Annotated in this window: 14 protein-coding genes; 5 read left to right on the forward strand and 9 right to left on the reverse strand. The window is 37.3% G+C overall.

Annotation, left to right across the window (positions count from 1 at the left end):
* Positions 1-67 precede the first annotated feature (67 nt).
* The 3 genes from ACE3RB_RS15150 to ACE3RB_RS15160 all read right to left on the reverse strand — a co-directional run bounded on the left by ACE3RB_RS15150 (position 68) and on the right by ACE3RB_RS15160 (position 3618).
* On the reverse strand, positions 68-532 hold the full coding sequence (locus ACE3RB_RS15150; protein ID WP_374464967.1) for an LLM class flavin-dependent oxidoreductase: 465 nt from the start codon (positions 530-532) through the stop codon (positions 68-70).
* Entirely contained in the window at positions 529-1092 is a 564-nt protein-coding gene (locus tag ACE3RB_RS15155; RefSeq protein WP_374464968.1) for an LLM class flavin-dependent oxidoreductase, read from the reverse strand. The genes ACE3RB_RS15150 and ACE3RB_RS15155 overlap by 4 nt, the downstream gene beginning before the upstream one ends.
* A gap of 387 nt (positions 1093-1479) precedes the next feature.
* Complete coding sequence (locus tag ACE3RB_RS15160) at positions 1480-3618, reverse strand: DPP IV N-terminal domain-containing protein (protein ID WP_374464969.1); 2139 nt, start codon at positions 3616-3618, stop codon at positions 1480-1482.
* A 336-nt stretch (positions 3619-3954) separates the two neighbouring features.
* Between ACE3RB_RS15160 and ACE3RB_RS15165 the strand changes: the two genes are divergently transcribed.
* Together ACE3RB_RS15165 and ygiD are read left to right on the forward strand one after the other, a co-directional pair.
* Entirely contained in the window at positions 3955-4467 is a 513-nt protein-coding gene (locus tag ACE3RB_RS15165) for a YceI family protein (RefSeq protein ID WP_002983653.1), read from the forward strand.
* Between the two features lie 80 nt (positions 4468-4547).
* Positions 4548-5375 (forward strand): 4,5-DOPA dioxygenase extradiol, encoded by an 828-nt coding sequence (ygiD, locus tag ACE3RB_RS15170; protein ID WP_374464970.1) that lies wholly within the window; start codon positions 4548-4550, stop codon positions 5373-5375.
* Positions 5376-5438: 63 nt separating this feature from the next.
* Here the strand turns inward: ygiD and ACE3RB_RS15175 are convergent, their stop codons facing one another.
* The 3 genes from ACE3RB_RS15175 to hutH all read right to left on the reverse strand — a co-directional run bounded on the left by ACE3RB_RS15175 (position 5439) and on the right by hutH (position 9074).
* Positions 5439-6920 (reverse strand): S8 family serine peptidase, encoded by a 1482-nt coding sequence (locus tag ACE3RB_RS15175; RefSeq protein WP_374464971.1) that lies wholly within the window; start codon positions 6918-6920, stop codon positions 5439-5441.
* Positions 6921-7011: 91 nt separating this feature from the next.
* On the reverse strand, positions 7012-7458 hold the full coding sequence (locus ACE3RB_RS15180; protein WP_374464972.1) for a GNAT family N-acetyltransferase: 447 nt from the start codon (positions 7456-7458) through the stop codon (positions 7012-7014).
* Positions 7459-7586: 128 nt separating this feature from the next.
* Positions 7587-9074, reverse strand: a complete 1488-nt coding sequence (gene hutH, locus ACE3RB_RS15185; protein ID WP_374464973.1) for a histidine ammonia-lyase — start codon at positions 9072-9074, stop codon at positions 7587-7589.
* 136 nt (positions 9075-9210) lie between these two features.
* Between hutH and ACE3RB_RS15190 the strand changes: the two genes are divergently transcribed.
* Both ACE3RB_RS15190 and uvrC read left to right on the forward strand, forming a co-directional pair.
* On the forward strand, positions 9211-9966 hold the full coding sequence (locus ACE3RB_RS15190) for a hypothetical protein (RefSeq protein WP_374464974.1): 756 nt from the start codon (positions 9211-9213) through the stop codon (positions 9964-9966).
* Positions 9967-10051: 85 nt separating this feature from the next.
* On the forward strand, positions 10052-11845 hold the full coding sequence (uvrC, locus tag ACE3RB_RS15195; protein ID WP_374464975.1) for an excinuclease ABC subunit UvrC: 1794 nt from the start codon (positions 10052-10054) through the stop codon (positions 11843-11845).
* Between the two features lie 406 nt (positions 11846-12251).
* Here the strand turns inward: uvrC and ACE3RB_RS15200 are convergent, their stop codons facing one another.
* From ACE3RB_RS15200 to ACE3RB_RS15210, 3 genes are read right to left on the reverse strand one after another with little or no spacing between them, the layout of a single operon-like run.
* Positions 12252-12998 carry a hypothetical protein gene (locus tag ACE3RB_RS15200; RefSeq protein ID WP_374464976.1) on the reverse strand — a complete coding sequence of 249 codons (747 nt, stop codon included), beginning with the start codon at positions 12996-12998 and terminating at the stop codon, positions 12252-12254.
* 10 nt (positions 12999-13008) lie between these two features.
* A complete protein-coding gene (locus ACE3RB_RS15205) occupies positions 13009-14091 on the reverse strand; it encodes a PorV/PorQ family protein (protein ID WP_002983666.1) in 1083 nt (360 codons plus the stop codon).
* Between the two features lie 13 nt (positions 14092-14104).
* Positions 14105-14983, reverse strand: coding sequence for a DMT family transporter (locus ACE3RB_RS15210; RefSeq protein WP_374464977.1), 879 nt, complete (start codon positions 14981-14983; stop codon positions 14105-14107).
* Between the two features lie 385 nt (positions 14984-15368).
* Here ACE3RB_RS15210 and ACE3RB_RS15215 point away from each other — a divergent pair, with 385 nt between their 5' ends.
* On the forward strand, positions 15369-16997 hold the full coding sequence (locus tag ACE3RB_RS15215) for an acyl-CoA carboxylase subunit beta (RefSeq protein WP_374464979.1): 1629 nt from the start codon (positions 15369-15371) through the stop codon (positions 16995-16997).
* Positions 16998-17486 lie beyond the last annotated feature (489 nt).

Below are 17486 nucleotides of genomic sequence, written 5' to 3' on the forward strand. Positions count from 1 at the left end.
TTGTCAATAACAAAAGCCACAAAAGAAACAAATCTTTTGTGGCTTTCACACCTCACAAACTTTCCTGTTACAGTCCTTTTATAACAGGCTTCACTTCATTTCCAAACAATTCTATAGATTTCATCGTCACATCATGAGCAGGATCTCCCACATCCATATGCCCGATAAATCTTGTAATTCCAAAAATTTCTTTCATATAAGCAATTTTATCTGCTACTTCAGCCGGACTTCCGATAAATAATGCACCGTCTTTACTTCTTCCGCCTTCATACTGTGCTTTTGTGTAAGGAGACCATCCTCTGGAAGCACCTATTCTATCCATCTGGGATTTATAATTATGGAAATATCCATCCACTACTTTCTGATCATCACTCACAAAGGTATGGGAGTGAATGGCGATCTGCATTTTCGAAACATCATGTCCCGCTTTTTGATATTCCTGCTTATAAAACTCGATCAGATTCCTGAATTGGACAGGCATTCCTCCAATAATGGCTACCACTAAAGGCATTCCCAACTGTGCCGCACTCAAACAGACTGCGGAGTTCCTCCAACGGCTCTCCAGATGGAAAGTTTTCCGTCATTTTTTGCTCTTGGATATACCGTCTGGTTCTGCATCGGGGCACGAAGTTTTCCGGACCAGCTTACGTTTTCTTCGGAATTGATTTTCAGTAACAATTCCAGTTTTTCATCAAATAACTGTTCATAGTCATTCAGTGAATAACCATACAGCGGAAATGATTCAATAAAACTTCCACGTCCCACGAATATTTCTGCTCTTCCGTCTGAAATAAGATCCAGTGTTGAAAAATCTTCATATACTTTTACCGGCTCCGAAGAACTTAAAACAGTCACTCCACTGGCCAGTTTTATATTTTTGGTAATACTTGCTGCTGCAGCCAATACTATTTCCGGTGAGGAAACGGCATAATCCGGACGGTGGTGCTCTCCCATTGCGAAAACATCAATTCCTACCTCATCCATTAATTTTACCTGATCCAGTATTTCACGGATCTTAGTTCCTGCATCTCTATATTTTCCGGTTGACTGGTCAAAAGCCAGATCACCGAACATTCCTATTCCTAATTCCATATTGTTGATTTTAGTGATACAAAGTTACCACTATGGAAAATCAAAAACATTGATGTTTGTTAAGATCGAAAAGTTACTTTTTTAAAACACAAATAACACTAATGTATCACTAATAACACGAGAGTATCATTGCGAGCAAAGCAAATTGTGCTTTTGTTGGAAAACGCAAAGACGCAAAAGGATCTTTATCTTCATTCTGCTTAAGGCGCAAGAAAATCGAAGATTTTCAGCAAAGATTAGTTCTTATAGTATTAGGGATTATAAAATTTTATCGCAGATAAAATCTTTGCGCCTTACGACATAATCCATTAATAATCTTGCGCCTTTGCGTTTTCCAAAAAGATTAGCAAAAACAAAAAATCCAGCCGTTCCGGCTGGATTTCTTTATTATTTCTTAAGATATAAATCAAAATAATCTGTAATTTTCTGCATCAGGTGAACCCTGTCTTTCCCGATTACATTATGCGGATGTCCCGGATAGGTAAAATAATCCAGCTGAACTCCGTTATCAACAGCAGATTTGATGAATTTGATAGAATGCTGCCATACTACCACATCATCCTGCGCCCCGTGGATCATCAGTAATTTTCCTTTCAGGTTCTGAACTTTATCCAGAAGATTTGCTGCAGCATATCCCTGAGGATTTTCCTGCGGGGTATCCATATACCTTTCCCCATACATGATCTCGTACATGCTCCAGTCGATTACCGGTCCTCCTGCTACTCCTACTTTAAATACATCCGGCTTGCGAAGCATAAAGCTTGTCGTCATAAATCCTCCGAAGCTCCACCCATGGATTCCCATTCTGTCTCCATCTACATAAGGAAGGGATTTTAAGTACTCTACTCCTTTCATCTGGTCATTCATTTCTGTCGTTCCCAGGTTTCTGAATACAGCCTGCTCAAACTTCATTCCACGGTTGGAAGAGCCTCTTCCGTCCATTGTGAAGATGATGTAACCGTTCTGAGCCATATACTCATACCAAAGGTTTCCTGAAGCCGGGAAGCTGTTTGTGATCAGCTGTAAGTGCGGTCCGTTATACAGATAAACAATAGTCGGATATTTTTTATTGGGATCAAAGTTTGTCGGAAGAATGATTTTTCCATACAAAAGAGTCCCGTCGTCTGCCTTTAATTCTACATTTTTGATTTCCGGTCTCTGATAATTCTTTAATGGATTTTCAGAAGTAAGGATGTTGGTAGTCTTTAAATTGGCTGTATTGATAATATTGGCAACTCTCGGTGAATTGGCATTGCTGTAAGCATCATACAGGTAGTTCCCGTCACTGCTCAAAGTTCCGGCATGCATCCCTTCTGCACTGTCCAGTCTCTGCATCTTAAAATTCGTCCAGTTGATTCTGTATAAATGTCTTTCCAAAGGAGTCTCTTTCGTAGAGGTAAAATAAATTTCCTTTTTCTTTTCATTAAATCCTAAAATATCTGTTACAAGCCAGTCTCCTTTTGTAATTTGTGCTACCAATCCTTTTTCAAGACTGTAATGGAACAGATGATTATATCCTGTTCTCTGGCTCTGCCAGATAAAATCTGTGTTGGAGTTCGGGAAGAAAGTAAGCGGATGCTGTGGTTCTACATATTTACTTTCTGTTTCTTCAAACAGCGTTTTCACCAATTCTCCTGTAACAGCGTCATATTGGTTCATTTTCATATGATTCTGGCCTCTGTTCAGAACGCCTACAAAAATGTATTTTGAGTCCGGACTCCAGGTAACAGCTGTCAGGTACTGATCTCTTTCCCCTTCAATTTTTAAGAAAACAGTAGATTGTGTTTTAATATTGAAAACCCCTAATGTTACCTGATGGGAAGTTTGGCCGGCCATCGGGTATTTGATATTGTGATTGACGGCAGGAGTTACGGACCAGTCAATAATCGGATAATCTGCTACCATGCTCTGATCCATCTTATAGAATGCTACACTCTCAGAATTGGGTGCAGGGAAAATTCCTGTATCAATTCCGAATTCATTTCTGTGAACTGCCTGACCGCTGATGATATTTTCATTGGCTTCATTAGTTACAGCAATCGTTTTTCCGTTTCTGTTTACAAATAAATTATTCTTTACAGTGAAAGCAAAGGTCTGGTTATCACCAAACATTTTTACATTGGCTGCATCCTGATCAATGACAGCTGTACTCTTTACTTTCCAGTCATTTCCTGATTTTTCAATCCATGACATTTTACCGCCGGTAGTGAAATACCCATTGGAATTTCCTGTGAATCTGATGGCAGGAACAGCTTTCAGCTTATCATTTGCAAACTGTTTATTCAATTGGGTAAGAGATACCAGAGTATCCTGTTTATTGGTTTTCAGGTCTGTAATCAGATAACCGCCTTTCACAGCCTGTATGTAAGACTTTCCATCTGCAGCCCACGAAAACTGGGAGATATTTTTCACCGCAAGATTGGTCCTCATTCCATTTACAGCCTCCGCCATGGTAAACTTCTGGGTCTGGGCAAATGCTGAACTGCCCAAAACCAGCATCAATAAAGAAAATTTATGTAATTTCATTGTATAAAATTGAATCCTCCAAAAATAAGAAATAAAAACCATTCGTTAAGAAACGTTAAATTAAAACATTCATAAAATGGAATTCATGCATTGAAAGGAATTATTTCTTAACTTAATAGTAGATTTTTAAAAAGGGATTAAATAAGTCAATTGTGAATAGTCAATCCGCTGCGCTTGTCAATTTTAATTATTGGAAAGATAGTTTTCACCTTTCACTTGCGAAGCAAAATTGACGATTGACAAAAAAAGTTCATTTCTTATCCTATATCAATGACTTGTATAGGTACGCTATCCTAAATTTGCATCATTAATAACAAACAAAAAATATAAAATACAATGGCAACAAAATGGATTTTAGACCCTACGCATAGTGAAATTACTTTCAAAGTAAAACACATGATGATCTCTAACGTAAAAGGAAGTTTCAGAACTTTCACTGCTGAAATTGATTCTGAAGACGAATTCTTTGCAAATGCAAAAACTACAGCTACTATTCAGACGGATTCTGTATTTACAAACAATACGGACAGAGATAACCACTTAAAGTCAGCTGAGTTTTTCAACGCTGAAGTACATCCTACAATCACTTTTGAATCTCAGGCATTAAACAATACTGTTGTAGGTAATCTTACCATCAACGGAATTACAAAACCTGTAACACTTGATGTAGACTTCGGAGGAATTAATGTAGACCCATGGGGAAATACAAAGGCAGGTTTCTCTTTTGAAGGAAAAATCAGCAGAAAAGACTTCGGATTAAACTGGAATGCAGCTCTTGAAGCAGGAGGTGTAATGGTAAGTGATGATGTAAAAGTAGCTGGTGAATTACAGTTTGTAAAACAAGCATAATTAACAAAATATAATATAAAAGGTTCAGGGATTTGTCTAAAAGCCTTGAACCTTTATTATTTTTTATAATCTTCAATATTATGAACCTTAATGATCTTCAAAACATAAGCGACGGTTTTAAAAACACTCAGAGAATGCCTGTTTTATTTCTTGGACATGGTTCGCCTATGAATGCCATTGAAGAAAACCAATTTGTACAGGGATTCCGGAAAGCAGCTTCAGAAATTCCAAAACCGAATGCAATCCTTTGTATTTCTGCCCACTGGTATACAGACGGAACTTTTGTAACAGCTATGGATATGCCGAAAACCATTCACGATTTTTATGGTTTTCCAAAAGCACTTTTTGATGTGCAGTATCCTGCTCCTGGAAGTCCTGAGCTGGCCAAGGAAACAGCGGAACTTCTTCTCCCTGTTAATGTAGAGGAAGATCATAGCTGGGGACTGGATCATGGTGCATGGTCTGTCATCAAGCATATGTATCCTGATGCTGATATTCCTGTGATCCAGCTGAGCATCGATTATACGAAACCTCCGCAGTATCATTATGATCTCGCTAAAAGACTGAATAAGCTTCGTGAAAAAGGCATTCTGATCATCGGAAGCGGAAATATCGTTCATAATCTCCGTCTTATCGACTGGAAAAACATCAATACAGTAGGGGCCGGCTGGGATTGGGCAGTGGAGGCACGGGAGAAAACCAACAACTGGCTTCTGGATGGCAATTTTCAGAATATTATCGAATATCAGAGACAGGGAACTTTCTTACAATATGCTGTTCCTACTCCTGATCATTATCTTCCGTTGCTTTATACTTTAGGATTAAAAGATCAGTCTGAAGAGCTTACTTTATTCAATAATGAGCTTATCGGAGGTTCGCTGAGTATGACAAGTGTAAGGATCGGATAATATGAATATTTAAATAAAAAAAAATACCCCAGCCGGGGTATTTCTTTTTTTATAAGACTTTTTTTATTGTACAGCTTTTAAAGCATTGATGTTTCCGTAGCCGTAGCTTGAATTTACATTGGAATAATAGGTGGAAGCCTGTCTCATTTTGGTAAGTACCTGCTCTCTTGTCCATGACGGATTTTTAGCCCAAACCAATGCTGCAATTCCTGCTGTTGCTGCTGTTGCCACAGAAGAGCCACCCACATAATCTGCCTGTCCGTTGTAATAGCTAAGCACCGGAACGGTATTTCCTGAAGGCCTCTCCATCTGGAAGGTAAAATCGATCTGACTTCCTGAGTGGCAGACATCACATTTCTGATTGGAAGTATTCTCTTTTACCCCTGTGATCGCCTGTGTTTCCGGCATAGATGCAGGGAAAATCACTCCAACAAAATTAGTAAAGCTGGTAGAAGTTCCTCCCGCACAGAAAATCAGTTTCCCTTTTGAGTATGCATATTTAACTCCATCTTCAATCTTTCCAACGGAAAAAATATGTCCCATCGACATAGAAATGATCTTCACATTGGTATTATTACCCAATTCTGTGAAAGCCGTTTTTACTGCAGTCTGTTCGCTGGAAGTTTCCAGGACAACATTTTCCGCTGCTCTGTAAGCAATGAGATTGGCATTGTAAGCAACCCCTACCGGTAATCCTGCATTATTTCTGGGAGCCGCCATTACAGAAGCCATTTTGGTTCCATGCCCGCACTGATCTCCTGATCCGTCTGAATTATACACCCCGAATTTACTGATCGTTCTTCCTGAAGAAGCTCCGTTGTTAAAGCTGCTGCCCAGTAAAGTCTGTTCCGGCGAAACTCCTGTGTCAATAAGTCCGATAGTCACTCCGGCTCCTGTACTGTAACTCCATGCTTCAGGAATGCTATGTTTCGTGAAAGCCCAGGGAATTTTTGCACTTGGTGTTGTAGAGGTGTAATCTGCCGTACTTAATGTTGCAGAAGAAAAACCACATCCTGATGAACCACTTCCGGAAGACTTTGCAGCAGTATTATATTGAGCTTCAAATTCAAAATAATGATAGTCTGCCGGCTCTACATATCGGATTGTTTTCATTTGCCGGAGAGCAGTGATGGTTTCCTCGTTTTCAATGACAACATCCATCTGATTCAGATATTGATCCGAAAGGAGAAGAAAATTTCTTTCGTCTTTTCCTTCATATTTTCTGATTATGGAAAGGATTTTTTTCTCCATATCGCTGCTGTTTGGAGATTTACTTCTGTCAAAGTCGTCCTTTGAAGCTCCGAAACCGATTGATACCATTTTGTTTCCGCGGAAAACAGCACTCCATACGAAATGGTCAGATTCATTCTTCCAGTTGAAAGTACCATCTGTTTTTATAGCCTGGTTGATCCTTTCATTGATCTGTTTTGCAGTCAGAGGATCTTTCTGAGCCATTTCTGTTTTTACATTTTCATTCTGAAGTTCTTCTCTGGTACACGAGTTCAGGGCAAAAAATATTGCCAGTAGGAATACAGTTTTTTTCATATGTTATAATTTTGGTTGGAGCCACAATATAACACTTTAACGGGAATTAAAAACTTAAAAAGAATGAATTTAGCATTACAGGAATATTAAATTACAGTACTTTCTCGTAGCAGACACTCTGCTCAACACCAATATATTGCCCATAATTGGGTATTCTGTTAAACCCGCTTTTCTCGTATACTGAAATTGCATTTTTAAGATCCCTGGAGGTTTCCAGGACTGCTTTTTTAAAGTTCAGCTCTGCAGCCCAGTTTTCAAGTTCTTTTACAACAGCAGATCCCAGTCCTTTTTTCCTGAATTCCGGATTGGTAAACATTCTTTTAATTTCTACGGTATCTTCCGAAAGCGGTTTGAATGCACCGCAGGCTGCCGGAATACTATCAATATAGGCTACGATACAGTTTTTAATGGTATCAATTTTATTAAATTGAGCAAAGAAATCATCATTTTCACCGTTATGCTCGGATAAAGTAGCGTCAAGGGATTTTACAAGAGTTTGAAAATCTGTGTTGGCAGAATCTGTTCTGAGTATATACATTTTGTTGGGTTTAAAGATTAATGTGAATAGAATCAAACCTTATAGGTTTTTGAAACCTATAAGGTTTAAAACCAAGCATTTATTAGAAAAACAAAAGCTCCCTTTCGGAAGCCTTTGTTTTATTTATATTAGTTGACAATAAATTTTCTTTCGTTAATTAACTCAGCAATTGCGAGCATATCTTTTCCGATTAATCTGTCATCTTCAAGCTTAGCAACCTTGGAACGAAGAATCGCGAAGTTTTCTTCAATTATTTTAGAGCATTTGGATGGTCTTCTGAACTCAAGCCCCTGAGCTGCAAACATCAGCTCAACAGACAGAATGTTAACCAGATTTCCAAGTACCTGATTGAATTTTCTTCCCGAAATACTTCCCATAGAAACATGGTCCTCCTGGCCTAAACTTGTAGGAATAGAGTCTGCTGATGCAGGAAAACACAATGTCTTATTTTCTGTAACCAACGCTGCAGAAGTATACTGAGGGATCATGAATCCGGAATTTAGTCCTGAGCTTTCTGTTAATAATCTTGGAAGCCCGTATTTTCCTTCTAATAATAAGTAACTTCTTCTGTCAGAAATATTCCCTAATTCTGCCGCGGCCAATGTAGCATAATCTAAAGGCAGAGCCATCAGCTGTCCGTGGAAGTTTCCTCCTGAAATAGATTCTTCAGCACTTAGAACAATTGGGTTATCCGTTACGGAGTTCAGTTCTGTTTCCGCCATACTTCTGAGGTGTTCAAAAGCATTTCTGCTTGCACCATGAACCTGCGGTACACATCTCATAGAATAAGGATCCTGAACTCTCTCACAATCTTCGTGAGCTTTCAGGTTTTCTGATCCTTTTAAGAATTTAAGCATTCTTGCGGCTACTTTTTTACTGCCTTCAAAAGGTCTGATCTCGTGAAGCTCTTTTTTGAAAGGGCTTGCAGAACCTCTGTATGCTTCAATACTCATGGCAGCTGTCATATCTGCAAGATCCTGTAAGTATTCAAATTTTTCAAGTCCTTTGATCGCATGAGCAAGGATAAACTGAGTTCCGTTGATCAATCCCAATCCTTCTTTAGGCCCTAAAGCCAATGGTTCAAGATCATGTTTCTTCAGAACTTCTATAGTATCGGACACCTGTTCTCCTTCCCAAACCTGTCCTAAGCCAAGTAAAGGTAATACCAGATGGGCTAATGGAGCAAGGTCTCCGGAAGCTCCTACAGATCCCTGCTCAGGAACCACCGGAATGATATCTTTTTCCAGCATCAGAATCATCCTTTCAATAACTTCCAGGGAAACTCCTGAAAATCCTTTTGAAAGAGCATGAACCTTGGCAATCATCATAATTTTGGAAAGTTCTTTATCAATAGGCTTCCCAACACCCACCGCATGAGAAATGATCAGGTTATATTGTAACTGAGCGGTCTCGTCAGCTGATATTTTAGTATCACACAATGGTCCGAAACCTGTATTGATTCCATATACGCATCGGTCTGACTCTACTATTTTCTGTACGTTTTTCTGAGATTTTAAAATTTGTTCTTTTGCAGCCTTGTTCAGCTTGGCTTTATTAGGTTTTTTACATATTTCCAGAACATCATGGAACGTAAAAACATCTACCCCGTATATCATTTCTAAAAAATTTCCTTAAAATTACGCATTTAACAATAATTGGAAAAGCTAAATTTCAATCTTCTATATTTTTGTAAAACAAGCCAATTAATTTACTACTTTTAGCCCCGAAAATTAAAAACAATAATACATGAGAATGAAAACTCTACTCCTTGCTTTATGTATAGCAAGCACAGCTGCTTTCGCCCAGAAAGTAAAATATTCCAAAGAAGAAAGAAAAGAAATGAACCGTTATCTGTTTAATGAAGGTTTCAATACGGCAACAGATAAAAAAGTTTCCACCATTATATTGAAAGATAATACTGAACATCAGGGTTACAGTAAATCATGGGAAAAGCAGAAAGGGCAAATTCTTTCTATCACCATTGAGGATGTTGACACCAGAAAGCCTATAAAATTCGAGGCAGCCGATATTGCTGAAATGTATTTGTACGCAACTGAGACTGAAAAGTCGATGAAAGCAGCAAAGTTTATTTCAAACATGAGAAATTACAGCACTAAAAAATACAGCAAATCTGTAACTGACGACGCTATTCCCTATGAAAACCAGATTGTTTCCTTAAAAAATAAAAAAGAACCTAAAGCCTTTTTAATGCAGGTAATCAACCCTGAATTTAATGAACTTATTACAGTTTATCACGATCCGTTTGCTTCAGAGACCGTATCCACAGGCTTTGCCGGCGCTCCTGCATTTGGAGGCGGCGTTATCAAATCTTATTACGTAAGAAAGGGAGATAAAGTAATGTGGCTTCACAAAGATGATTTTGAGGACAACTATGATTTTCTGTTTGGAGACAATGCCGAATTTATGAAAAAGTATCCTAAAAACTCTGTAGAATGGAATTATCTGAGCTTTCTGATCTATCAATATACAGAAATGAGTCACGGATAAAATAGACAATCACAATACAAAAGCCTGTAGAATCATCTGCAGGTTTTTCTTTTTTAAATAGGGAAAGTTTCCTTAATTTTGTTGTATGAATCCTTCTTTAGAACTACAGCTCAAAACCTTACCATCCGAACCCGGCGTTTATCGTTATTATGATAAAAATGAACAGCTATTGTATGTGGGGAAAGCTAAAAATCTGAAAAAAAGGGTTCTCTCTTATTTCAACAAAAACCTTTCCGGATACAGGATCAAAATCATGGTCAGCAAAATCCAGCGTCTGGAAACAACTATTGTAAACAGCGAATATGATGCCCTTTTACTGGAAAACAATCTGATCAAGGAACATCAGCCGTTTTATAATGTCATGCTGAAAGATGACAAGACCTATCCATGGATCTGTATCAAAAATGAAGATTTTCCAAGAATTTTCCTGACCCGAAATGTAATTAAAGACGGATCCGAATACTACGGTCCGTATGCAAAGGTACGTCCTGCAAAAATTTTGCTGGATACCATTAAGCATATTTACAAACTCAGAACCTGTAACCTGAATCTTTCTCCGGCCAAGATCGCAGAAGGAAAATATAAAGTGTGTCTGGAATATCATATCAAAAACTGTGAAGGCCCGTGCGAAGATCTTGAAAGTAAAGAGGATTATGATGAAAAGATAGATGCCATCCGCGGAATTATTAAAGGAGATTTCCGGAAAGCCAAGGAGTATCTGGTGAATCAGATGATGAAGCTGGCTTCCAGTCTTAAATTCGAAGAAGCTCAGATCATTAAGGAAAGGCTGGATATTCTTGAGGATTATCAGGCTAAAAACACTGTTGTAAACCCGAATATTGATGATGTGGATGTATTTGGAATGACCAGTGATGAAACAGCGGCGTATGTTAATTTCTTTAAAATCCGAAACGGAAATATCATTCAGAGTTTCACTACAGAAATCAAAAAAATCCTTGAAGAAACTGATGAGGATATTATGGAAGAAGCATTGATAGAAATCCGTCAGAAGTTTTCTTCCGATTCTAAAGAAGTTCTTTTACCTTTTCATTTGTCTGTGGAAATTCCCAATGTAAAACTGATTGTTCCTAAAGTAGGAGATAAGAAAAGAATTGTAGAGCTTTCCGAAAAAAATGCTAAAGAATACCGTCTTGAAAAGCTGAAACAGGTTCAGATTGTAGATCCGGAAAGACATACCAACAGAATCATGACTGAAATGCAGAAACTTCTGAGAATGCCTGTAGAGCCAAGACATATTGAAGGTTTCGATAACTCAAACATTCAGGGGACCAATCCTGTATCAGCATGTGTCGTTTTCAAAGACGGAAGACCAAGTAAAGCAGATTACAGGATTTTCCATCCGAAAACAGTGGAAGGACCTAATGACTTTGCAACAATGGAAGAGGTCATTTATCGCCGTTATAAAAGAATGCTTGATGAGGGTGAAAACCTTCCGCAGCTGATTCTGATAGACGGTGGAAAAGGGCAGCTGTCTTCTGCAGTAAAAAGTCTGAGATTACTCGGCCTTTACGGAAAAATTACCATTGTAGGCATCGCCAAAAGATTGGAAGAGATTTTCTTCCCGGAAGATCCTATCCCTTTGTACCTGGATAAAAAATCTGAAACATTGAAAATCCTTCAGCGTGTACGTGATGAAGCTCACCGGTTTGGAGTAAAACATCACAGAACGAGAAGGAAAAATTCTACCATAAAATCTGAGCTGGAAGAAATTCCCGGTGTGGGAGAAAAGACCATTGAACTGCTTCTGTCTAAACTGAAATCTGTAAAACGGATCAAAGAAGCTAATCTGGAAACCCTTGAAGAAATTCTGGGAAAAAGTAAAGCTAAAGTAATCTGGGAGTTTTTTAATGCAAATTAATGAACTGCACAACGTTTTAGTTAATTTTTCCACAAATAATTTGTCTCTTTTTTATGTGATCTCATATTGATTTCCTATTTCATCAACATGAGACAAAAACCTATACTTCTTTAAATACAAAGAAAATATAACAACAAAAAACATTAATCAATAAATATTTTACTTAAAAATAGTATTATATGTATTTTTTTCATAAATTAGTATTATCAACTAATAACAGTAATACTATGAAGATTCTTCTGTTTTTATAAATCTATTAAATTTTTGTTACTATTATGGATGTCACTAACTTCTATATTCAGGAAGTAAGGTTTTCCCTATCAAAAAATTGAAAAACACATCAGCATATATATTATTAAAGGCTCTTTTTCAAGAGCCTTTATACTTATTGTTTATAGTACTTTTATTATTTTGCTACAAAAACTTCTTTAGCATATTTACCATCAGCCTGAGGAATATCAATCACGATATTTCCGTTTTCAAAATAGCCTATGGTTGTACTTCCGTCAGATAATTTTACAATAAAAACAGAATTCTTGGAAGTCGCTTTGAAAACTGCAAACGGCACTGAACTACCAGATTTTGCCAGAATAAACTGATTTGGATCAAGCTGTATTTTCTGAAGATCCAGCTTGCCATTGGAGTAATTGCTAGCTTCTGAATTTGAATTTGAAGCAGATACTATTGAAACTATTTCAGGGGATATACGCTGAGCATTATTATTAGATGCCGGTAACAATGCAACTGGATTAGAAACCGGAATTTTAATCATTGCCTCTTTTAATGCCTCCTGCAAACCTTCTTCAAACTCTTTGATTTTTGAGCCGCCCTTAGACTCTAAAATCATATTATTATTACAATCTTTAAACTGTACTATTAATTTATTTTTAAACAAATTTTTATCATTAATGACATCAGCAGTAACTACATTACAGAAATTACTTTTAGCTTCTGCAGGCCAGTTATCTTTAATGACAGGCAGGATGATATATTTTTTTCCGGTCAAAGCTTTGGTGAAAAAGTTTTTCAACCCATAATCCTCCTTAAATGTTTCAAATTTTTCGGGAATAGTTACATATTTATAATCTGAAACCTTTTGTGCAAAAGCCATTGTAGAATATACGGCTAACACTAACATTGATAACTTTTTCATTTTAATTATTTTAATCATTTCTGAATGCTCCCATATCCAGCTTTAATGAGAAGAAATTGGAATAGAAATTAGACCCGCCTATTCCTGAATTCGTAATAGCGTAATCCAGTGTAAGCCCTCTGTATCTGATTCCAAGACCTGCACTTGGCTGGAAAGAAACCTTTCTTTTAAGATCTTCTATATCTGTAATAGATTGGAATCTGTTGATCCCTAATCTCACAAAAATCATTTTCTGATATCCTAATTCAGCTCCTGCATAAGGACTGATGCTGGCAAAATCTGTTGAAATCAATGAAGCAGTTTTAGCAAAATCTACATTCAGACCGGCTTCCGGAAGCACATATACACTGCTGTTGATTTCAAATAATTTACTGGCTCCTACATTCAGCTTAGGCATGGTAAGCTCCATTTTGTCTTTTGGCGCCGGGTTGAATTCTTCTCCGTTGACAACCGTTGAAAGTTCTTTTTGATTTACACTCCAGAAGTTTACAGTAGTGGTGATATCTCTCACCATTCCCCCGAATTTCCATCCGTTATCTGCTTTGTAAATTGCTCCCACATCAAAACCAAAGCCATAACCATTTGCAAATTTCCCTACATTTCTGTAAACAATTTTTGCGTTTACCCCAACATCCAATTTTGGATTTCCACCCGGTCTGAAAGCATAGGAAAGAATAGCCGCATAATCGGATTGGGAGAATTTTGTAATTTTATCATAATCAATATTCCCTTCAGAATCAATCATCTGAGTTGTATTCAAAATATTATCTACCCCAAGTCTTACAACCGAAACACCAAAAACACCTTCTTCCAGCACCTTTGCATAAGCCAGATAATCATATTTTGCAATGGATTCAAAGTATTCTGCGTGCATGGCTGCTCCCTGCCAGTCTCTTTCCACAGACATCAAACCTGCAGGGTTCCACATGGGAGCGTACACATCATCCTGATTGGAAATAACTGCTCCTCCCATTGCAAGTCCTCTTGCTCCGGCTCCGATATTTAAAAATTCATTGGAGTATTTTCTGATAATCTGAGATTGAGAGAGCCCAAACAGCAGTGAAAATGCAAATAAAAAATATTTTTTCATCATATAAATTTGATGCTTAGTTTAAGTTTTTAGTTTTTCTGGCTTTAATTAATCCATTTGCAATGATTGCCAGTATCATAACACCTGAAGCAATATAAAATATGGGGCTCATATGTTCTGATTCCCCAAAGATAAAAAAAGCTAGTATAATTCCGTAGACAGGTTCCAAATTAACTGTTAAAATTAAAGTAAAAGGTGATATATACTTCATTAATTTCACTGATTCAAGCATTGGAAAAGCAGTAAAAACACTTGCTAACAAGCATATTAACGCCAAATCCCTGTAATTTATTTCATTTATCTGAAAAATTTGCCCTGAAAGCAAATAAAATAGCATCAAAATAAACCAACCACAAAAAATTTCATAAAAAATAATGTTTCCTGAGCTTGTTTTCCCAAACATTTTTCCGTTAAAAACAGAAAAAACAGTCCCGAATACAGCACAGAGAATTCCATAAATAATCCCTTCTTTAAAATGAAATTCCGTTTTGAAGATGAGTAAGATGCAAGCCACGATAACTGCTCCCATCACTACCTCAGATATATCAATTTTTCTTCTGAAAATAATGGGCTCCAGGATCGAGGCAAAAAGTGTAGATAAAGAAAGACAGCTCAGTGCAATAGAAACATTGGAAACTTTAATAGAATAAAAGAAACAATACCAGTGCAGCGCCATCGCAAAACCTATGGCAGCCAGTTGGAAAAATATTTTTTTTGAAACCTTTATGCTTTCCTTCTTAAAAACACGGATGAATACAAAAAGAAAAACAGAAGCAAAAAGCATTCTGTAAAATACAAGGATCTGAGCATTGGCATGAATCAATTTTCCTAAAATTGCAGTGAACCCCCATAAAAAAACTATTAAATGCAGCCTGAAAAGTGCCAATTTATGCATACCCTATCTCCTTTTAATTTTAACCCTGCAAATTTACAAATCATAAACCCAAATATTAATAAAAAGATAAGTTTAATCTAAAAAAAGTTAATAAAAATTAAATTGACACATAATTCATAAAAAAAACCCTGAAAATTTGTTAAACTTTCAGGGCCTTCAAATAATAAACTATTAAAAAAATAAACTAGGAACTTAGAGTATTTTGCAGAGAATATCACCTCTGTTACTCTAGTGTAAAGTTAGAAAAAATATAAATTATTTAAAAATATTTTTTAGTTAAAAATTTCACAATTTACTAGAAACCAAACTATTAAACACTTGTTTTACTTCCTATTTATATTCCTCATAAAAATAGTATCTTTAAGCGTAAAAAATTGAAAATTTTATGGACATCGAATTCAATAAACGTGAAGATCAGAACAGACTAAAATTATCTGAAATAAATCGCTTACTTACTGAGATCAAAAAAGGAGGAGGTGAGAAGAGGCTTCAAAAGCTTCGTGATGAGGGAAAAATGACAGCAAGAGAAAGAATAGATTATCTTCTCGATAAAGATTCTGATTCCATAGAAGTAGGAGCATTTGCAGGATATGACATGTATAAGGAGCATGGGGGATGCCCTAGCGGAGGAGTTGTAGTAGTTATCGGCTACGTTTCCGGAAGACAATGTATTATTGTTGCTAATGATGCTTCTGTGAAGGCTGGCGCTTGGTTTCCTATCACGGGAAAGAAAAACCTGAGAGCCCAGGAAATTGCCATGGAAAACAGGCTTCCCATTATCTACCTGGTAGATTCTGCAGGGGTTTATCTGCCTATGCAGGATGAAATTTTCCCGGATAAGGAACATTTCGGGAGAATCTTCAGAAATAATGCTAAAATGAGTTCCATAGGAATCATCCAGATCTCTGCCGTTATGGGAAGTTGTGTAGCTGGAGGTGCTTATCTTCCCATCATGAGTGATGAGGCTATGATTGTGGATAAAACGGGTTCTATTTTCCTTGCCGGAAGCTATCTTGTAAAGGCCGCGATCGGAGAAAGTATAGATAACGAAACATTGGGTGGCGCTACCACTCACTGCTCTATTTCAGGCGTTACCGATTATAAAGCGAAAGACGACAAGGATGCTCTGAATAGAATCAAAAATATCATGAAATCTATCGGAACAACTGAGAAAGCTGGTTTCGACAGAATAGAAAGCTTTCCGCCAAAAGAAAATCCTGAAAATATCTTTGGAATCATGCCGGTTTCCAGAGCTGAGCAATATGACACCTACGAAATAATCAAATGTATTGTGGATAACTCCGAATATGAAGAATACAAACCTGATTATGGTAAAAGTATTATCTGCGCAACAGCAAGGGTTGATGGCTGGTCTGTTGGAATTGTAGCCAATCAGAGAAAACTGGTAAAAAGCGGTAAAGGTGAAATGCAGTTCGGAGGAGTTATCTACTCTGATTCTGCTGATAAAGCCACAAGGTTTATCGCCAACTGTAACCAAAGAAAGATCCCTTTAATCTTCTTACAGGATGTTACAGGATTTATGGTAGGTTCCAAGTCAGAACATGGCGGAATTATTAAAGACGGAGCTAAAATGGTAAATGCAGTTTCTAATTCCGTAGTTCCTAAATTTACTATTATCACAGGTAATTCTTACGGAGCAGGAAATTATGCAATGTGTGGGAAAGCTTATGACCCTAGATTAATTGTGGCATGGCCTTGGGCTGATCTGGCAGTAATGGGTGGAGCACAAGCTGCAAAAGTACTAGCACAGATTCAGGAATCAACGTTAAAGAAACAAGGAAAAGAAATTTCAGAAGAAGAACACAACGAAATTCTGGATACTATTTCGAAAAAATATCAAAAACAAACCGAAGCCACTTATGCAGCGGCAAGATTATGGACAGATGCTATTATCAATCCGGCAGATACAAGAAAATGGATTTCTATGGGAATTGAAGCAGCAAACCATTCTCCTATTACAGAAAAATTCAATCTGGGAGTAATTCAGGTCTGATAACTCTAGATGTCAAAATAAAAAGTACGGCTATCTCAGTTTGAGATAGCCGTATTTATTTAACTTAAAAACAAGCAATATAAGTTCTATTGTAAGGAGCTTTCTCCCGCTATCCATTCATACTCCTCGCGCCTGCGCTGTTCCCCTGAGCGAAGCCGAAGGTCTCAACGCTTGCTGCGGGGTAACCATTGCTATCGGGGCTAGGATGGTGAATGGATGATCAATGATAAGTTGTAAATGATATACGGGGTTCGGGTTACGTGGTTATAGATTCCTGAGATTGGAGCGGGAAGTAGTAAAGTTTTAAATCGTGAGTTATAAATACCCTCTGTTCAATGGTGTTACTCTATTAGGGTCATAAAGCATCCTTTTCCCAATTGTGCTATGGTTCAACTGGTCTCTTTCTTTTTATTTGTCCTACTTCTTTACTACTGTGTCATTCCGCAGGAATCCAGGCTTACTTATTAGAGCCTTGAGATTAAAAGTAAA

Source organism: Chryseobacterium sp. (assembly GCF_041914225.1).
Taxonomy (GTDB): domain Bacteria; phylum Bacteroidota; class Bacteroidia; order Flavobacteriales; family Weeksellaceae; genus Chryseobacterium.